Origin of the sequence: Leptolyngbya sp. Cla-17, from assembly GCF_016807185.1 — a bacterium.
Taxonomy (GTDB): domain Bacteria; phylum Cyanobacteriota; class Cyanobacteriia; order Leptolyngbyales; family Leptolyngbyaceae; genus ULC077BIN1.
This window is the reverse complement of sequence record NZ_JAEVYN010000002.1, coordinates 289,546-307,978: the sequence shown is the minus strand read 5'-3', so window position 1 is coordinate 307,978 and position 18,433 is coordinate 289,546. Positions and strand designations below refer to the sequence as shown.

The window sequence follows — 18,433 nt, the reverse complement described above, 5'->3', positions numbered from 1 at the left end:
AGTACTGGAAGCTTCTATGCGTTCGGTTTAGCTACTCCGTTGCCCAGGTCAGTGGAGTTGCCATACCTTCTAAAAGTATAAGGTTGCGTCTCTAGCCTTTTAATCGAGCGCTGGCTCTCCTACTTGGAGAGCCTTTTTCATTTTGTGGATTTTAAACATCTCACGCCCATTCTTCTTCCTGGGCGATCGCGGCTTGCTGCAAGGTTTCCTCAAGGTTGTGCCAGTTGATTGCATTCGCCGATTGATCTGCAACTAACTGTCCTTGCTGAAAATGCAAAACACGGGTACACCACGCCTGAGCAAGGTCAAGTTGATGCGTAACCATCAAAACAGTGGGGGCACAGCCAGACTGTTTTAAGACTGACAAAAACTGACTGCGCTGACTGATATCCAGTGAGGTAGTGGGTTCGTCGAGCAATAAAACTTGTGGCTGGGCAATCAAGGCACGAGCGATCGCGACCCATTGTCGTTGCCCCAGCGACAGTTGTTGCTCGGTTCGAGCAAGCCACTCAGATGGAATTTGTAAGCGATCGCGCCACTTAGTCACTTGTTCCGCAATTTCTGGCAATAAAACACCCCGTAGTTGCAGGGGATACGTTAACGCTTCCTGAACCGTCATGCCCAGCAGTTTAGTTTCTTGGGGCAGCAAGAGGATGTGTTGTCGTAAGGAAACGGACGAAATTTGAGTATAGGAGCGATCGTTAAAATAAAGCGATCCCTGAGTAGGTGAAATCAGACGATTGAGCAGACGCAATAGAGACGTTTTGCCAGCACCAGCGGCACCTACAATAGCAATGAGATCGCCCTGAAACACCTCAAACGAAACATCTCGCAGCGAATAGTAAGCAGGTAGGTTAGGCTGTGCCCTGCGCCCTAGTTTGACAGATTTAAATAGCTGGGGGGCAAAACTCACCCGATCTACACGAATTTGGGCGGGTTGAGTGGGAGAAATCATGCCATGAGCGAAAGTGCTGTCCAAATTGTCCAACTATCGACCAGCAGCAATAGCAACGTCAACCCTAACAAAGTCAAATACATCCACGGCTGCGACAACGAACGGACATCACTCGTGTCAATGCCTGTTCTCTCCTGCACCAAGCGAACCAACCGCGAGAATCCTGCGACTCGCATGGGCAGCAAATATGCCTGCTCAGCCTGACTCAAAAAATAGTACACAATCCCCCCTTGCCCAGTGGAACGAGGTTTCAGAGCTTTCACCTCCGCCCACGGCAGCACCCATCCTTTCCGCAAAATGCGCGGCATCCAGGCTGGATAGGTCACCTGAATCTCAGTTTCAGTCACAATAACCCGTTCCGATAACGCCCCGTACAGTGCGATAAAGCCTAAGCCAATGCCAAACCACAGCCATTTAGGGGAAACGGCAACTCCGTCCGTCTGCGGCAATAAAGGTAATGGCACTGTTAAAGCCACATATAATCCTAGCAGCGTCACCCGAATCAACGGCGAAAGCTTAAATATTGCCGGCATTGGTATTAAAGAAATAGATTGACTCTCTTGTGGTGCCTGAGCCGATTCCACTAATCTTTCCCCATTTTTTCTACACTTTACACTAAGCATTTATTCTTCAGGGCAAATATTTCTGCACCACTGTCCAACCTGTAAACGACACCCAAATAAATCCCACCAGCAAAACTGCATTAATTCCAACATGTAGCTGCCTTGCCCATAAGCGATCGATGCTAATCTGCACGGCACTCCAAGCAGACAGAAAAACCAGGTACACAACAGCGAACCCTGACAGGAGATGCACAGAATGTCCTAGTCTGCCGTATTCTCCCAGGGTTCCAACGATGCCGATCGCCAATAGCAGCAGTACTAAAAGGGCTAGAGTCAATCCCAGCAAAAAATGTACTGGACGTAACCAGTCCGGGCGGACCTGCTCATTTTGCCTTAGCGATCGCATCCACAGTCCAGAAATTCCTAACAGCAGATAGGCAAGCCAGGATAAACCCATTGACCACGCTGCAATTCGCCAAAGCCAAATAAAAGAAGGAAGATTCACGAGTTGAGAGGAATTATAAATTTACAGATAACTTAAACACTCTAGCGAATAGCTGTTTGCTTAGATGATTGGTCAAAAGAGAGAAAGTTGATCGGGGGGAGCGGGTAAAACCTGGCTCGCGTCAATTGCCGGGCCCGATGCGAGTTTGTGAGCATGGCGAGTTGTTTCGGGTAGGCGATATTTGGTAGTGCAGCGCATGACGTAAGCAATCGCGGTATCCAAGCTAATCCGATGTCCTGGAGAGATGTAAACAGGTTTCGTGCCAACACGAGTTCGCAATACCACGCCAATCGTTTCGCCTTTGTGAATCAGCGGTTGATAGCTGCCTTTTTCATCTGCCAAATCCGCATGTTTGCCCACTAATAAAGATTTAGCAACGCCAATTGTGGGCAAATTAATGATTAATCCCAAATGACAGGCAATACCCAAACGACGCGGGTGAGCGATTCCCTGACCATCACACAAAATGAGATCGGGTAAAATCGTTAGCTTTTCCAGAGCATCCACCACCGCCGGAATTTCACGAAAAGAAAGCAAACCTGGAATATAGGGAAAGGTCGTGGGACGACGGGATCGCACACCTGCAAATCGTCTGGATTCAATACAGCGACAGCAGCACGAGTAATGGTTCCCTCCGCTTCAAAGCCCACATCCACCCCAGCCACATAGCGCACCTCACTTAATTGATCCGCCACAATCACCTGGCTGCGAAGTTCTTGCTGAAGCGCGATCGCCTGTTCGGGGGAGAATGACCAATCCGGTAACGCAATATTCATGAAGTTCTAAGCTGAGTGAGCAAAGATAGAGCGCATCAATGCTAACGCTGTCAGAACAAACGCTGCACCAATCCAATTAATTTGCGTCAAATTACGATTTTTGGGTTGTAACCACGCTTTGAGCAGCCACGCGACAAAAGGCATTACCAGCCAAGTCAACAAGCAGCATGAGAGAAAATTGCTCAACAACATGACATCCGCAAACCCCCAAGAATGGGTCCAAGAAAAGGAAGATTGCAATAGACTCAACAGCATGACCGTTGGATAAAGCCCCATTAGGGTAGCCAAAATTTGCTTCCACGCAGGAGGATGAGCCTCTTGCTTAACGAACCAACGTTCTAAACCAGTTTTGAAGTGAGTAATTTTGGAACTTAGAAAAATTTGTTTCCCAATTTCAACTAGATTGTGACGTACATCTGACTCTAGCCAATTGGTTAAGGTATTAGAAGAGTCAAACTGAACCATGATGTACCACTTATTGTCGTGCTCCACAGGCGGACAAACAGTTGTTCCTAAATATCCATCAAATTGACTAGCTGCCTGAGTAATGCTTTGCTGCCATTGCTTAAACTCCTCTTCTCTTTTCTGAGACACTTCATGTTCGATTACATAGCTAGCGGTATCGTGTTTGTAAAGTTGTTTCTTAACCATCTAAGTGTCTACCATGAAGACAACTGTTTACATCAGAGTATCGCCCAAACAAAAAGCTCAGGATGTTTACTCCTGAGCTTTTTTATTAATTAACATCACTACTAAGTAAAAAGAAAAAAGCTAATAATCTCTTTTACTCAATAGCCTCGTTGCTACACTAGTTTGTGAAAGCTAGTAGCTACGAGAGAAGCTGTTGCTGCGACGACCGCCGCCACCGCCACCACCAAAAGAGCCGCCTCTATCTTCGCGGGGTTTAGCTTTGTTGACTTTCAGGTCCCGACCCATCCATTCTGCACCGTCTAGTGCATCAATGGCGGCTTGCTCTTCAGCATCAGTACCCATTTCAACGAAACCAAAGCCGCGCATCCGACCGGTTTCACGGTCAGTAGGTAGTTGAACGCGCTTAACTGAACCGTATTCTGCAAATACAGCAGTCAAGTCAGCCTCAGAAACGTCGTAAGATAAATTGCCTACGTAAATTGACATATTGTCTCCAAAATCGAAAGGTTGCAGAGAGTGAGATTTCGGAGAGAAGCCTGTCAATACAAAACGGAAAAACTCGTCAATATTAGACACAAACACTACAGCCGATCTTATTCTCATCCATACTTTAACACCTTGATTATAGTCGTTCTACCAAAAATTCACCAGAGCGTTGTAAAGATATGCAACAAAGATTGCGATCGCATCGCTTTTTGCAAGTCATCTTGAGACAGATGGCATCTATTTTGGTTTCTCATAAAATAAATTCCTATCCAAGATGAAGGCTGCTTTGTCATCCTGCTAACTCCATAACAAACAAGCTAACTTTTAATGACTATGAACCCCGAAACCGACAGTTGGAAACAAGTTCAGGCGGCAGTCTCTATGGCATCTCGCACAGTAGAAGACGCGATCGTATCTCCCCTTCACGATGTAATTGAACAGGGAACAGAAACCATCGGTAATGTCATCACCCCGATCGCAGAAAATCCCTTAGTCAAATACGCAACCAAGTTACCAGGGGTTAGTTGGCTAATGGCAGCCTTGGGTCAGGTGGATGTAGAGCAGGTAGAGCAAGATGTAGTGGCTCTGCAACAGCAATATCCCTTAGAAAATCCTGAGCAGTTGGCGCAGCGCATTATTTCTGAAAGCGCATTTAAAGCTGCAAGGATTGGACTACTTACAAACATCGTGCCTCCTTTTGCCTTAATGCTGCTAGCAGTTGATATTGCTGCTGTGACTGCCCTGCAAGCTCAGATGGTTTATCGGATCGCAGCCGTTTACGGTTTTTCACTCAATGAACCAGCCCGTCGTGGAGAAGTTTTAGCTTTATGGGGACTCTCTATGGGTGGTTCAAGTGTCATCAAAACAGGATTAAGCATTGTTGAAGTGATTCCTTTCTTGGGAGCGGCAGTTGGAATCGCAAGCAATGCAGCATTGTTGCACTCATTAGGCCATGTTGCCGTTCAGTTCTACGAGAAAAAACAAGCATCAATCTATGAGAGTTCACAAAACGCCGTGAAGTACAAAGATAATCACCAGGACAGAAATTAGCTGCAATTAGCAACTGCATTATTTTTGATAGGTCTCGTTATATAGATAGTTAAATAATTGTTAGGCAAAGCTGTTTTAGTTGCGACAACTCAATTTAGTTCAACAGTTTTTGGGTAACTAGTAGTCCTAAAGCAACACTAAGCACCCCTAACAAAGCGCTACTGAACCAATAAAACAGTGCAAATCCGAAGTTTCCACTTTGGATCAACGTTATTGTGTCTAAGGCATAGGTAGAAAATGTAGTGTAAGAACCTAAAAAACCTACGGCAACTAATAAACGGAGATCAGAAGAGGTTATTGAGCGTTCTAGGGTGAATGTGACGAATACCCCCATCAAAAATGCACCAGTAAGATTGATGAAAAAAGTGCCAAAAGGGAAGCTGGTGCCAAACCATTGCCCAAAATACAGCGAGATATAATATCGGCAGAGCGCACCTGGAATTGCACCCAAAGTAATGGCGATCGGCGATCGGATAATTGGATCGGCAGTTGTGAGTATCTGTGTAAAATGCTGTGCAACCAAAGCTAAAAGACTATGCATCTGCATAAACACTCGACCTGCGAAAACAGTGAATGCCCATAAAAAACGGACTAACCTTAAAGGGGTTAGCCCGCTAGTTTGGGAACGCGTGGAGAGACTAGCTTTGCAGCACTAGCTTGACGTTTGCATTTTGCAAGCCAGGACGCTTAACCTCTGCCAAGGTTTTGTTAACTGCGTACTTTTGGTTGATGGAATTGATCAACTCAGTTTGGTTATGGCGTTTAGCAACACCCCAAAGATCAGCAATCAGGTCAAAGGATCCATCGGCATTGCGAGACCAACCTAAATCATATTCACCTTCCAAGATGGCAACGATGTCGGAACGCACGCGCTGACCGTTATAGCCACGAACATCAGCTTCAGTTTTGACGCTGATGCCTAGATCGCGCAAGGAAGCTTTTAGGATTTCAGCATCGGTGATCTTGGTGCGCAGAGTGCTAAAATGAGACATTTGGAATTTCCTCCTGATAGAGAGTTAAGAACAACGTTGGGTTGAGGTTTGCTATTAGCCCTAAGGTCAATAGCAAGTGTGTTAACTGACTTTGCTAGCGGAGTCGCCAGCCTTTCTACCTGTTGGGAGCAGGAAGAAAGCTCTAGAACTCTAGTCGCTGATATTCAGCGACAGAGGCTGCAGCAGGTCTGGCTCTTTGACGGGCCCAATCGCGCAGAGCCGTCACCTGTTCACTCATCGTCTTAGACAAGGGCTGAGTTGCCTTGACCGCTGCAATAATATCCAGTTGGGTAAACTCTCTCTCTTGAGCGAAAGCATCGTACATAGCTGCTACTAATGCTTGCTCAATTTCTGCTCCAGAGAAACCATCGCTTACGTTTGCCAACTGGTCTAAATCAAACCGGGAAATATCCCGTTTACGCTTAGAAAGGTGAATCCTAAAGATATCTTTGCGTTCTTCTGCATTGGGTAAATCTACAAAGAACAATTCATCGAAGCGCCCCTTCCGTAAAAACTCCCCAGGCAAGCGTTCTACTCGGTTCGCTGTTGCCATGACAAAAACAGGAGAATCCTTTTCTTGCATCCAGGTTAAAAACGAGCCGAAGATGCGACTGGATGTTCCACCGTCAGAATCTGCCGAGCCAGCAGTGCCAGCAAAAGCTTTGTCTAGCTCGTCTATAAATAAAATGGCGGGTGAAATTGATTCGGCGGTTTTCAAAGCATTCCGCAAATTGGCTTCTGACCGACCAACCATAGAGCCATCATAAACTCGACCCATATCTAGCCGGAGCAGTGGCAAGCCCCACAAGCGAGAAGTAGTTTTGGCAATCAATGACTTGCCGCATCCTGGAACTCCAAGGATCAACATACCCTTGGGCTGCGGAAGCCCGTATTCCCTGGCACGCTCTGTAAAGGCGTTAGAACGCTGAGTTAGCCAGCGCTTTAACTCCTCTAGCCCACCCACTGATTGAATAGTTTCATCCTCTTCAATGTACTCAAGAATTCCATTTCGGCGAATGAGCTGCTTCTTTTCGGAAAGAACGATGCCGACTTCCTCTTCTGTTAAATGTCCTGTGGTAACTTGAGCCTTTCGATAAACTTTTTCCGCTTCATCCCGCGTGAGACCTAGGGCAGCCTTCAACAACTTTTCCCGCGTTTCAGTGGTGATTCGACGATTGCGAGTAAGGTCTAGCTGCTGCGAAAGAACTTGGTTTAGCTCAGCCATGTCTGGCATTGCGAAATCTAAGACTGCAACCTCTTTTTCAAGTTCAATTGGGATCTGCTGAACCGGAGACATCAGGAGGATCGTTCTCTGCGAACCACGAAAGCTAGCGATCGCATCCCTCAACCAACGGGTTACCGCTGGAGAATCGACAAAGGGATGAAGATCCTTAAATACAAAAATGGCAGGGTCGCGTTGCCGAGTTGCCCACTCTACTGCTGCTTCTGGAGAAACGGTGTTGTGCTGCGTTACATTTCTAGGCTGCCCATACTCAACGATGCCATGAGTCACGGTCCAAAGAAACACGCGCCGCTGGGGTTTTCCAGCTTGAGCGATCGCTGCAATTGCCTGCTCGGCACGCTCTTCCTCAGAAGTGACCAAGTAGATCAAAGGATACTGAGCTTGTATTAGGATGCTGAGTTCTTCCTGCATATCATCCACCTAATTAGAGACAACTCAGACTGAAAATCATCCAAACCACTTGCCTAGAAATTGCGGTACCGTTCAGAATTAAAGATTCACTTTGCTAACAATGGAACCAGATCTTCTTCGCTTTGAGAGACTGCTTTCGTGACCTGTGAACTATCTGTAGAAAGACTAACCTGTGCGCCTGACACTACTTGGGTATTCAAGGAAACCATCTCGCCATCACGTAGGACTATATGACTGGAACATTCTGGACAGCCATAAACTCGGTGAGCCTGACCATAAAAACCATCATGATGCTCGACAACCTCTGGATTTGACAGATAAAACGCGATCGCTCTCTGGGCAATATCAGTCATCGTCTCTACATCAACTGCTGCTTTTACCTTTAGCTGCCTGTGAAGCTCTGGAGGTAAATACAACGTAACTTTTTGCTTATCCTCTTTTAGCTTGTCCTGCATATCACTCTCAGTCTTGGTAACCCGGGTATGAATAAAAGCATATCGACCCTACCAATTACTGTCAAGACGGAAAGACAGCATGACGGCAATTTTGTTACTTTTGTTTACAATCATATTTTTTGCATCGTCAGTAGTACTAGCAAAATCGCTAACCTGAACGGTAAAAGCACTTTATCTAGTCAGTCTTTATCATCAGGTTAGCGATTTTATATTGGGAGATTGGAACTATTTCTATTCAAGCAATATCAGGTGGTACAGCATTAACGGAAGGAATTTGCTGCGTTAACTGAGCCTGAATCAGGGCTTGCAAATCCTCTCTTTTCACTTCGGTGCCTACCATTGTATTTCCAGGCAGTTCAAAGAAGACGACGCTATCAACAGTTTCCATTGCCACAATTTGAAACAAGATATGGATAACGGGAATAGGCAACGCTATCATCTGCGGGTCTTTCATGGGATAGGGTCCAGAAGACACATCCTTTAAATTTGGAAATGCATAAATGATCTGTTTCTGTACGCCACTTTGAGTTTCATGATCGAGTAATGTGACTGCCCAGTTTCGCTCCAGGGTTTGTGCAATGTAATACTCTAGGTGCCGCAATTGAAACGCTAACTGCTTTAGTACTGGCGCGATCGCTTCGATCAAACCAGGAGTGACCCCATCCTGTGGCGCATCGTCAATTAGTTCTTGAAGTTGTGTATCTAAATTCATATTCATTTATATTCGTCCATCACGCACAAACTAATTTTCACAGCAACCCTGAACACTCTGTAAAGCAGAGAAAGTTGTGAGAGGGAGAATTTTAGATCAATCCTCTCAACAATTTCAAAAGATCATCATCGTGTGCATTTACTGAGTTTATTGAGATTTACTCTAGACGCTTACCGTAAATTGTTGCCAAAATTGATCAAGATATCCCGATGTTTGTTATCGTTAGGCGTTGGAACACATAGTGCGAGAAACTTGTCAAAGCGTGGAGCCAATCTTTCAACTGCTGCTAAGTGAACTTAAAGTATCAACAAACGCTTCTGAGCAGCATTGCTGGGATGTGGCAGACCGTCTTTTAAAGGAAGTTACCCGGATTTGTGTTGAAAGTAAGCGTATACAAGCCTCTGGCGATCCTGAATCATGGGCGTTTACCCTGGCAAAGCATCGTCTTCAGCAATGTCTGCATTACTCCAAATTAGGCTCTCGGCGAGGAAGAATTGAACTTCACAGCACCTTAAGTGCCATTGTGTATCGCTACATTACTCCGCTTCAAACGCAGTTTAGTTACCAAGCCCGTCTGCCGCTGATCGAAGATTTTCTTCAAGGTTTTTATATGGAAGCATTAAATGCCTTCCGTCGAGAAGCCCAGCTTCTTCCAAGCTATACTCCTAGTGCACCACTTCAGCTAGCGGAGTATATGGCTTTTACGGAGCGTTATGCAAAACGCCGTATTCCACTCCCTGGCAATCGTAGTCAACAACTCATCATTCTTCGAGCGCAAACTTTCTCGCAGCAGCAGCCTTCCGAAACCCCTGTGGATATTGAGCAAGCTGCTGAGGGTATGTCTAGTGAGGCAGATGGGGCTTGGAACGCTGCATCTATGCAGCAGGTTCGGGAGCAAATGGTTGCTCAAGAACCAGAACCTGTTGAAGACACACTACGTCACACAGTCATTGCTGAGCTAATTAGTTATTTAGATGAGCGTAAGCAAAACGATTGCGCTGACTATTTCGTATTGCGGCTTCAAGACCTTCCTACGAGTGAAATTGAAAATATCTTAAGGCTCACGCCTCGCCAGCGAGATTATTTGCAACAGCGGTTTAAATATCATTTAGTCCGCTTTGCCCTCTCTCATCGATGGGAACTGGTTCATCAATGGTTAGAAGCAGACCTTGATCGCAACTTAGGATTGGCTCCCCAGCAGTGGCAAGCTTTTCAAGTTCAACTAGATGAATCACAAAAAGCATTATTAGCTTTGAAGCAGCAAAAGTTAACCGATACGGCGATCGCCCAAGCATTGGGTTTTACCACGACCCAAATTCAAAAACAATGGTTCAAACTATTAGAGCAAGCCTGGGAAATTCGTAATGATTTTTGGGAGATGCAAAACGGGTGAATGTCCGGAGAGCACGTATCAACCAATGTATAGGAATTTGTACTATGAATCGTGACCCAGAAAAAATTCAGCGGCTTATACTAATGCTGTTGCAGGATCTTCTCCCCACAGCGCCTTTAGTAGATGCTGAGGCAGTCAATCAGGCACTAGGGCGCGAGGCAACAGAAACATCACATCTGGATCAGTCCAATCTACTTATGCCTCAAGACAATTCTTCTCCTGTATCTGGTTATACCGATTCAAAACGCTCTCCCCAAAGAGAGCAACTATTTGAACTTGGAGATGTACCTGCTGTGCAAGACCGTTTTCATGCCTTGTTAAAACACCGATTACAAAGCGAAATTCAAAAAAATCCTCCTCTTTTTCCATGGGAGTCTAGCGTTCAAGACTATGAAGCCAACACAGCTTATGATTCTGTCGAAGCTAGCTTTGGTTCCGAAACTCCTGCCACTGTTGAAGCAAACTCTGCCCCAAGCATCTGGAATCGTCAGTTCAGTGCTCTCAACCTGCCTGTCCAAGTTCCAGTCCTGGTGCTAAGTCGGCTATTAAAACAGTGTCAGCAAGTGGTGCAATCCTCCCTCCGTGAAGGGGTACAGTTGGTTGAAGCTGTAGAAAGCCTATTTCCTGGTGAAGGACAAGCACTGAATTATTTGGCAGGCTTAGTGGTTGCTTCGCCAGCTAGATCAGGTATAACCGCTGCAACCGCTACAACAGGAGCTAACTTTCCTCAAAGCTATGAGGCAGCGGCTCCAGCCCAGCAAATGGTGCTGTCGCTCTTAGCGGCGCGCGAAATGATTGTGACCTTAACCTTGGGTGTGTCTGCTAGCCAACCGACCATTGAGCGACAGTGGGAAACTAATCAGGGGATGTTGCATTTAAGAGCAACATATAACTCCAACCCTACAGACTTGAGTGTAGTTGTTCGAGCAGAACTACCAACGGGTGGACGTTTAACCATGAATGGCTCAGGGTTACAGTCTATGGCTGAGCGGCGCTATCCCGGCTCTGTGGGTGTAGAACTCTGTGATCCTAAAGTGGGGCAGGTTTACATGCTAGAAGCGTGTTTGGATGGTGATGAAACACCACTTGTTTTCGTTATACGAATTGTTGAGGGATAGGTATTCTAAAGGTAAAATCTGAAACCTATTGAGAAAGGCTACTTGTTAACCATTGGGTAGGATGGAGAGATACATCTCGACACTCTAAAGCTGCTTCTCTATGTCCACTGGTTTTTGGGTTAACCGGATGCGATCGCTCCCTGTATTCGGTGCGCTGTTACATCGTATTGAAACGCAGCCCCTCCCGACGACGGAAGAGTCAATTTTGCTGCGGATTTTAAGTCAGGCAATGGTGATTGCCGGAATTATTGCGACCGATACCGCGGCAGAAACTCAAACCAGTCTATGGGCAATTCCGCTCAGCATTGCCGGCGCTTACTGGAGTTGGCTGCATCGGCGGAAGGCCAATGTGGCAATCAAGTTTTGTATTGCGATCGGCATGTTGGGGGCACTAGCATTATTTTTTGTTGCTTTGCGTCAGCAGTTGAATGATACTCGTCTGATTTTGGCTGAGCTATTAATTCAGCTTCAGGTGCTTCACAGCTTTCACATGCCCCGACGGCAAGATTTGGGTTATTCCATGGTGATTGGACTAATTTTGATTGGGGTGGCGAGTACTCTCAGTCAAACGATGCTGTTTGGAGCAATCTTGCTGGTGTTCTTGGCGATCGCGCTGCCTGTTTTAGTACTTGACTATCGCTCTCGGCTCAATCTGGCGACGAGTGAAATGCGGCGATCGCCCTTCAACCAACCAGGGCTTTCTATCCGTCGTTTAGGGCTGTTTCTCGGCGCAATTTTGGCGCTAGGGCTAACAATTTTTATGTTTATGCCTCGCCTCCCAGGATATCAGCTTCGCACTTTTCCCGTCAGCGCTCCTTTAAATCAGCAGTTTGAAGATAACCAGCAAGTTGTTAATCCAGGATATGTGCGGAATGGCAAGGCAGGCGGCGGTAATCTTCAATCGGGTAAGGGGTTAGGTCCAGGCGAAGTGGATGAAACTTTTTACTATGGTTTCAACACACGTATGAATCAAAATCTTCGAGGGGAGATGAAGCCGAAAATTGTTATGCGGGTGAGATCGCAAGCAGAAGGCTTTTGGCGCGTGTTGGCATTTGATCAATATTTGGGACAAGGCTGGGAAGTCTCCCGAAACAGCGAGACAAAGACGATCACTCGCCCCACCTGGTCTTATCAGTTCTTTTTGCCACGACCCATCACACTCAACAAAGTGCAGGAAGTCATTCAGACTTACACGATTGTTTCGGAAGTGCCAAATTTGCTTCCTGCGCTGACTCAGCCCAAGGAGCTTTTCTTTCCAACCACTCAAATCGCGATCGATACTGAAGATGGGCTACGCTCTCCGCTGATCCTGCCAGAGGGATTGACCTATACCGTAATTTCGGAGGTACCTTATCGCGATCGCACCCGATTAGGAAAGGCTCCTACAAAATATCGACAAGGTATTCGAAACCATTATCTAGAAGTGCCCAGCGGTATTCAAGATAAAGTGCGGAAGCAAACAGAAGCCCTCTTAGCAACCGCTCAAAATCCGCTTACTAATCCCTACGAAAAGGCTTTGTTTTTAGCGCAAGCCCTCAAGATAAGCTACTCGGTTCAGCCAGAATTGCCTTACCTCAATCCTAAAGAAGATTTGGTAGAAGCCTTTCTATTTAAATATAAGGGTGGATATCCTGATCACTTTTCCACTGCACTAACCGTGATGCTGCGTTCTATTGGCATCCCATCTCGATTGGTGGCGGGCTACGGGTCTGGTCAATTTAATTCATTCACAGGGTTGTACGAAGTCAGCAATACAGATGCCTATGCCATCACTGAGGTATATTTTCCCAAGTATGGATGGTTTGCTTTTGATCCAATTCCTGGGCATGAACTCATTCCACCCTCAATTGAGGAAGATCAAACCTTTACTGTGCTGCAACAGTTTTGGAAATGGATTGCTGGATGGCTCCCATCTCCAGTCAGCAATTTTTTAGGCGGAATATTTAGCACTACTGTCGGCAGTTTGGTCGGCGCGATCGCGTGGCTTGTTGGACAATTTAATCAAGGGTGGATTGGGCTGTTTACCCTATTACTCTGCGCTGTGGCGGGTGGATTTGCCTGTTGGCTATTATTGCAAAGTTGGAAACGCTGGCAATATCAGCGCTTCTTAAAAAAACTGACTCCAATAGAACGCCTTTATCAAGAAATGCTGGATTGGTTAAAGATTCAGCGTATGGTGAAACGCACAGCTCAAACTCCATTTGAATTTATGCAGGCTACAGTGCAGTCACAATCGGTACAGCGAGGAGCGACCATTGAAGCGATTTCTCAGGCTTATGTGCGCTGGCGATATGGGGGACAACCGTCTGATAACCTGCAAGAACTGCGCAATCAACTAAGAAATCTGAAAAAGCGCTCATCAAATTAACTTGTGACAAACTAGAAACCCCTCAGAGTTTAAACTCTGAGGGGCTAATGAAAGCAGGGCAGTAGACTCTACCAGCCTTGCTGCGATTGATTGATGACATAATTTGCAATGTCGTCAATCTGGACATCATTTAGCCGGCTTCTAAAGGAAGGCATCGCATTCTTACCATTCGTAACTTGGGTTGTAATCGCATCTAAAGAAGCCATCCCATATTTTTCCAGCGCTTCTTTTTTTAATGTTTTGCTTGAGATAATGACGTTGTTTCCACCCATATGGCAAGCAGAACAATTCGCGTTAAACAGCTTAGCGCCATTAGCAAGGTTCGCTGCTGATGCATGGGGAATAGTGCCAATAGCAAACCAAATTGACATGTAAACACTAAGTAGCAATGCCTTCATCAAGGGGGGGGTTCCTCTACTGGATAAAAGAATTGACGATTAAGACCAACCAACGACTATCTCAAAAGTGAGTAGCAACGCGATCACAGATAGAAGAACTCCCCTATTAAAAGAGATAGGCAAAAGTATAGATCAGAGAGGTTATCACCTAACCACCAACAATAACCTTACCAACCATGCCAGCACCCCGATGAGGTTCGCAGTAGTAGCTATACTCACCAGGTTGAGCATCTGCAGGAATCATAATTTCAAAGCTACTACCAGGAGTCATTTCTAGCTTCTTGTGAGACAAAGCAGTAGCAACTGCCTTATCGCCACCAGGAATGCTAGAGCCATCGAATACAACGTTGTGAGGGGGCACCTTGTTAATCACCCACTTCACAGTATCGCCAGGCTTAACAGAAATTTTTGCAGGTACAAATGACAACATGCTATTGTCAGCACCCATCTTGACGGTGAAAGTTTCAGCAGCAGCAGGAGATACAGAAACACAAAAGCTTCCTACAACAAATAAGAAAGCGGCACAAACCAAGGAAAGACTTTTCACAAATGAAGTGATGGATTTCATAACGTATTTAACAATTTACAGCGTACGTACAAACTAAATTCTAAAACAAGTGGGAAGGTAAAATGCGTTTAGAGTGTAAGAGAACCCCTACTAATTTTGGAAGGTTTCCGTACCCCAATCGGGCGCACTTTGAGCAGCTCTTAAAATAAATCCTGCAATGTTCTCAACCATGGGCGTTGGAAACCAAGATTCAGAGACTTGCCGACAGACTAACGTTTCTTCTGTCCCATCGTAAATCATAGGCTGCCGGAGGTAAGTAACCAGCGCATTGATGTTGTCGCGTCTGGGGGTTGCGCCTTGCAAAGCAGTGAGGGAGAGAGGCACTGTTGGATCGGGTAGAGTGTTTCCACCCACATGACAATTTAAACAGCTTTTTTCAAATAGGGCTTTTCCAATGGACAAATCCTCAGCAGAAAAAAGACGTGTACTTTCTGTTGCATCCATCTTTAAAGGAATGGGTTCAGTGACTCTCAAAAAGCGGGTGACGTAGGGGTCCACTGCTGCATAGGCAGGTAGGCTGATTGTGACCATTGGCAAACAAATTGAAAAGAGACAAACCATTAACCATAGCCAAAACTTGTTATGCAGCATGAGAACCCCTAATAAACACGAGATTTAGTAGTAGATTTTGCCGCCGCCCCATTTGTCTCCAACCACCTTAGGTTGAAGCAAAACGTGACCCGCGATCGCCACCAAATCGTCCTGACTTAGATTCCGCATGGTTGGGAAATTGTCCTTACTCTTCAAGCTGGGATGAATTTCAGCGATGGATTCCACTCCGTCGTAGCTAGTTGGGTCTTTCATATAATCCACTAGAGCATCAATGCTGTTACGGGGAGGAGTTGCCAATGATAGAGCTTCTGGATCTAGCCCAACGTTGGGGTCAGTCTTTGTGACTCCGCCAGCATGGCATTGGGCGCACGCATATTGAAATAAACGCTTTCCTTCTTTGACTTGCTTCAGGTTAAGGGTTACAGTGTCGCCGTTTCCATTCTGTGGAACTGTACGAATGGTTGCATCCAGCTCAGCAGCAGTCGCATTGCCAACAAAGACCTGAAAGGCAAAGAGTACAGTAGCTACAGTAAGCCAAATGTATTTTTTAAGCATGGTTCTCCTTAGGGTGGCTTAGGTGTACGGGTTGCAATGACTATCCGTGAAACTTAATAAGAAGTGCTTGAAATTATAAAAACTGACTTTTGCAGCAATCTTCCAGACAAATCCCAACGCTAAGTAGGCTTACAAAAATAAAACCAAAAAAGTTTGGGAATTTTTATAGGAAGCTTTTTACCAAATACCCTAGAAAAAGAGACCGTTAAAAGGCAAACTTTTTCTATTAGATGGGTCTTAAGTGGTCTGCAAAACTTGCCGTGTATTTTTTATGCAAGCAGATTAAGTTGTTTTGATATAACTATCATCCCACTGAGTGATCCCTTTCCCAAGAGCTAAGACAGATATTAGCAATCGGGTGAACTAGTCGGGAATTGTCACGCTCAGGGATCGGGCTTCTGTCACATGAATTGGTAGATGAGTGGAAGCACCGGGTTGATGTAACCGAATCAACCGAGCTAACGTCAGCTTAAGTTGAGTCCGCAGCACGATCGCATCTACGAATCCATGCTGTAGCAAATATTCTGCTGTTTGAAAATCTTCAGGAAGCTTTTCGCGTAGGGTTTGTTCAACAACTCGCCGTCCTGCAAAACCAATAGTTGCTTTAGGTTCTGCCAAAATGATGTCGCCTAACATAGCAAAGCTAGCAGTGACACCGCCTGTCGTTGGGTGAGTAAGTACTGGAATATAAAGCAATCGTGCAGCCTGTAAGCGGTGCAGAGCACCAGAAATTTTTGCCATTTGCATGAGGCTCAGCATTCCTTCTTGCATTCTGGCTCCGCCAGAAGCGCAGACGATGATAGTAGGAAGGCGTTCACGGGTAGCACGTTCAATCAAACGAGTTAGCTTTTCTCCCACAACGGACCCCATACTGCCGCCCATGAAGCGGAAATCCATCACTCCCAGTGCAACAGGTAAACCGTCGAGCCGCCCAATTCCAGTTTGAACGGCATCATTCAGCTTGGTTTTCTCTTGCATATCGCGCAGGCGATCGCTGTAGGGTTTGCGATCGCGAAACTGTAGCGGATCTGTAGCAACCAATTCAGTATCGATAGGGGTCCAAGTATTGGTATCAATCAGTTGACGAATGCGCTCATCACTGAAGACGCGATTGTGGTGCCCACAATCTGGACATACCATCTGGTTTGCCTGTAAATCCTTAGTGTAGGTGAGGACGCTGCAAGCTTCACATTTTGACCAAAGCCCATCCGCAATTTCTCGCTCTTGGCGATCTTTACTAATAGGACCAGATTTTTGTCGATTTGCGAACCAATCAAATAAAGACATGGATCTGTAGATTCCTCACGAACGGCGATCGAGCTGCAATTGAAGTGCTGTATCCAATTGTGATCAGCTTGAGCCTACTCATTATCAATACGTTAAGACAGCACACTCAATAGTTTAGTTGCGGACTGATTATACCAATTCGTTTCCCCCTCTCTGGGTGTTATTCAAAGAAGTCCCATTTCAAGATGGCTCGAAAGGCTCTCTCTCCAAACAGGGAGGTCGTTAGTTTGCTCCACGATAGGGAACTCTAGTCAGATAATTGGGGCGACGCAAGTATTTCTAGGGACATCTACCATCGCACTTCAGACAATGAAACACACTACAGCCTTGCGCAATCCTCGTGCGGAGTCAATTAACTTGCACGAGGGAATAATTGCCAGTTTGGTTGGTTCGTCCAACTATGATGCGATTTCAGACGACGCCTTGAAGGATGAGGACAACGCTGGATGGGTTATGGAGCTGGATCTACCCGTTCGCGCCCAGTGGATTGAACGAATTCGCTGGATCCGCTTGATTGATCGATTTGCAGAGCATGAACTTTTGTGCAAAGGACAACCTGCACTCCAGAGTTTTTTGATGGGTTGGCAGCATTTGGCTTCGACCGGAAAGGTCAAATCGGACTGTGTCTACGATGAACTGCTCACTAACATGCAATTGTGCTGGTTTAATCAGGTAGATCAACTCTCAATACCTCGATCTTTAACCGCTTGGAAACGATATGTGCGTGCGATCGCGCAGTACCATACCAATCATTTAGCCATCCATACGATGGCAGACTACGAGCAGATGCTGATGGACCTTGGAGGGTCATTTTTTCAGGTTTTACCATTCCTCTCCGAAACCCATCATCAAGCCGCCAGCTATTTTGGCATGTTGGATCAGTTTTATAATCATCTGCGCGACTTGCATGAAGATGCAAAACAGGGAATTTGCAACTTACCGAGCGAACTTTTGGATGGGTTTGGAGTGAGCCGCGATGAAATTTTGCAGCAACAAGCAATTAAAAATCCTGCCTATCACAAAATGATGCAGTTTTGGCTAGAAGAGTATCTACCCAAGCTGCGCCGTAGAGCGCGTCAACTACTCACCACTGAAAATTTGCATCCCTCATGGCAACTTCTTTGTGACTGGTCGATCCATCGCTATCGGCGGATTGATCAGGTCTTCCGCGACTGCCAGTTTAATTACACGCAATTTCCTCAGGTTTATTGGCAGCAGGTTCATGCTGATCTACCCATGATGCTGAATCATGTCCGCCATCATCGAGCACAATCCCTACCGCTGAAATTTTTCAGTCCAGCTCCTGCTCAATCGACTTATATCCAGCTTGTGCGGCTGGAGAAAGCTGGTTCTTGTGCAGCTTAATTTGGGCGATCTCCAGTGCTACCAGCTATG

20 protein-coding genes and 1 pseudogene are annotated in these 18,433 nt (G+C 45.9%); 5 read left to right on the top strand and 16 right to left on the bottom strand.

Annotated features, from left to right (window positions below):
* Window positions 1–160: 160 nt before the first annotated feature.
* The 6 genes and pseudogenes from JOY44_RS12690 to JOY44_RS12665 form a co-directional block, all read right to left on the bottom strand.
* On the bottom strand, window positions 161–979 hold the full coding sequence (locus tag JOY44_RS12690) for an ATP-binding cassette domain-containing protein (protein ID WP_242541778.1): 819 nt from the start codon (window positions 977–979) through the stop codon (window positions 161–163).
* Window positions 952–1,488 (bottom strand): hypothetical protein, encoded by a 537-nt coding sequence (locus JOY44_RS12685; protein ID WP_171574104.1) that lies wholly within the window; start codon window positions 1,486–1,488, stop codon window positions 952–954. Before JOY44_RS12685 ends, JOY44_RS12690 begins: the two co-directional genes overlap by 28 nt.
* Window positions 1,489–1,585: 97 nt before the next feature.
* Entirely contained in the window at window positions 1,586–2,023 is a 438-nt protein-coding gene (locus JOY44_RS12680) for a DUF4079 domain-containing protein (RefSeq protein WP_171574103.1), read from the bottom strand.
* 72 nt (window positions 2,024–2,095) lie between these two features.
* A pseudogene (nfi, locus tag JOY44_RS12675) lies at window positions 2,096–2,799 on the bottom strand (deoxyribonuclease V).
* Window positions 2,800–2,805: 6 nt separating this feature from the next.
* Window positions 2,806–3,450, bottom strand: a complete 645-nt coding sequence (locus JOY44_RS12670) for an antibiotic biosynthesis monooxygenase (protein WP_171574102.1) — start codon at window positions 3,448–3,450, stop codon at window positions 2,806–2,808.
* 171 nt (window positions 3,451–3,621) lie between these two features.
* The gene (locus JOY44_RS12665) at window positions 3,622–3,936 is read right to left on the bottom strand and encodes an RNA recognition motif domain-containing protein (protein ID WP_171575956.1); all 315 of its coding nucleotides are present in this window, start codon (window positions 3,934–3,936) and stop codon (window positions 3,622–3,624) included.
* A gap of 327 nt (window positions 3,937–4,263) precedes the next feature.
* Between JOY44_RS12665 and JOY44_RS12660 the strand changes: the two genes are divergently transcribed.
* On the top strand, window positions 4,264–4,986 hold the full coding sequence (locus JOY44_RS12660) for an EcsC family protein (RefSeq protein WP_171574101.1): 723 nt from the start codon (window positions 4,264–4,266) through the stop codon (window positions 4,984–4,986).
* Window positions 4,987–5,080: 94 nt separating this feature from the next.
* On the opposite strand, the gene crcB is transcribed toward JOY44_RS12660, so the two are convergent.
* From crcB to JOY44_RS12635, 5 genes are all read right to left on the bottom strand, one after another.
* Window positions 5,081–5,527 (bottom strand): fluoride efflux transporter CrcB, encoded by a 447-nt coding sequence (crcB, locus tag JOY44_RS12655; RefSeq protein WP_197985266.1) that lies wholly within the window; start codon window positions 5,525–5,527, stop codon window positions 5,081–5,083.
* 97 nt (window positions 5,528–5,624) lie between these two features.
* Window positions 5,625–5,978, bottom strand: a complete 354-nt coding sequence (locus JOY44_RS12650; protein ID WP_171574099.1) for a DUF1257 domain-containing protein — start codon at window positions 5,976–5,978, stop codon at window positions 5,625–5,627.
* A 142-nt stretch (window positions 5,979–6,120) separates the two neighbouring features.
* Window positions 6,121–7,632 carry an AAA family ATPase gene (locus JOY44_RS12645; RefSeq protein ID WP_171574098.1) on the bottom strand — a complete coding sequence of 504 codons (1,512 nt, stop codon included), beginning with the start codon at window positions 7,630–7,632 and terminating at the stop codon, window positions 6,121–6,123.
* An 86-nt stretch (window positions 7,633–7,718) separates the two neighbouring features.
* The gene (locus tag JOY44_RS12640) at window positions 7,719–8,087 is read right to left on the bottom strand and encodes a hypothetical protein (protein ID WP_171574097.1); all 369 of its coding nucleotides are present in this window, start codon (window positions 8,085–8,087) and stop codon (window positions 7,719–7,721) included.
* A gap of 235 nt (window positions 8,088–8,322) precedes the next feature.
* Window positions 8,323–8,799 (bottom strand): hypothetical protein, encoded by a 477-nt coding sequence (locus tag JOY44_RS12635; RefSeq protein ID WP_171575955.1) that lies wholly within the window; start codon window positions 8,797–8,799, stop codon window positions 8,323–8,325.
* Window positions 8,800–9,040: 241 nt separating this feature from the next.
* On the opposite strand from JOY44_RS12635, the gene hetZ reads away from it, so the two are divergent.
* The 3 genes from hetZ (at window position 9,041) to JOY44_RS12620 (ending at window position 13,678) form a co-directional block, all read left to right on the top strand.
* Entirely contained in the window at window positions 9,041–10,192 is a 1,152-nt protein-coding gene (hetZ, locus tag JOY44_RS12630) for a heterocyst differentiation protein HetZ (RefSeq protein WP_171574096.1), read from the top strand.
* A 44-nt stretch (window positions 10,193–10,236) separates the two neighbouring features.
* Complete coding sequence (locus JOY44_RS12625; RefSeq protein WP_171574095.1) at window positions 10,237–11,310, top strand: PatU; 1,074 nt, start codon at window positions 10,237–10,239, stop codon at window positions 11,308–11,310.
* A gap of 100 nt (window positions 11,311–11,410) precedes the next feature.
* A complete protein-coding gene (locus JOY44_RS12620; protein ID WP_171574094.1) occupies window positions 11,411–13,678 on the top strand; it encodes a DUF3488 and DUF4129 domain-containing transglutaminase family protein in 2,268 nt (755 codons plus the stop codon).
* Window positions 13,679–13,746: 68 nt separating this feature from the next.
* On the opposite strand, the gene petJ is transcribed toward JOY44_RS12620, so the two are convergent.
* The 5 genes from petJ to accD all read right to left on the bottom strand — a co-directional run bounded on the left by petJ (window position 13,747) and on the right by accD (window position 17,038).
* Entirely contained in the window at window positions 13,747–14,076 is a 330-nt protein-coding gene (gene petJ / locus JOY44_RS12615) for a cytochrome c6 PetJ (protein WP_171574093.1), read from the bottom strand.
* 148 nt (window positions 14,077–14,224) lie between these two features.
* Window positions 14,225–14,644: a plastocyanin gene (gene petE / locus JOY44_RS12610; RefSeq protein WP_171574092.1), complete on the bottom strand. Its 420-nt coding sequence runs from the start codon at window positions 14,642–14,644 to the stop codon at window positions 14,225–14,227.
* Window positions 14,645–14,734: 90 nt separating this feature from the next.
* Window positions 14,735–15,205 (bottom strand): photosystem II cytochrome PsbV2, encoded by a 471-nt coding sequence (psbV2, locus tag JOY44_RS12605; protein WP_281063327.1) that lies wholly within the window; start codon window positions 15,203–15,205, stop codon window positions 14,735–14,737.
* Window positions 15,206–15,259: 54 nt separating this feature from the next.
* A complete protein-coding gene (gene psbV / locus JOY44_RS12600; protein WP_171574090.1) occupies window positions 15,260–15,751 on the bottom strand; it encodes a photosystem II cytochrome c-550 in 492 nt (163 codons plus the stop codon).
* A gap of 363 nt (window positions 15,752–16,114) precedes the next feature.
* Complete coding sequence (gene accD / locus JOY44_RS12595) at window positions 16,115–17,038, bottom strand: acetyl-CoA carboxylase, carboxyltransferase subunit beta (protein WP_171574089.1); 924 nt, start codon at window positions 17,036–17,038, stop codon at window positions 16,115–16,117.
* Window positions 17,039–17,347: 309 nt separating this feature from the next.
* On the opposite strand from accD, the gene JOY44_RS12590 reads away from it, so the two are divergent.
* Window positions 17,348–18,403 carry a squalene/phytoene synthase family protein gene (locus JOY44_RS12590; protein WP_171574088.1) on the top strand — a complete coding sequence of 352 codons (1,056 nt, stop codon included), beginning with the start codon at window positions 17,348–17,350 and terminating at the stop codon, window positions 18,401–18,403.
* Window positions 18,404–18,433: the final 30 nt, after the last annotated feature.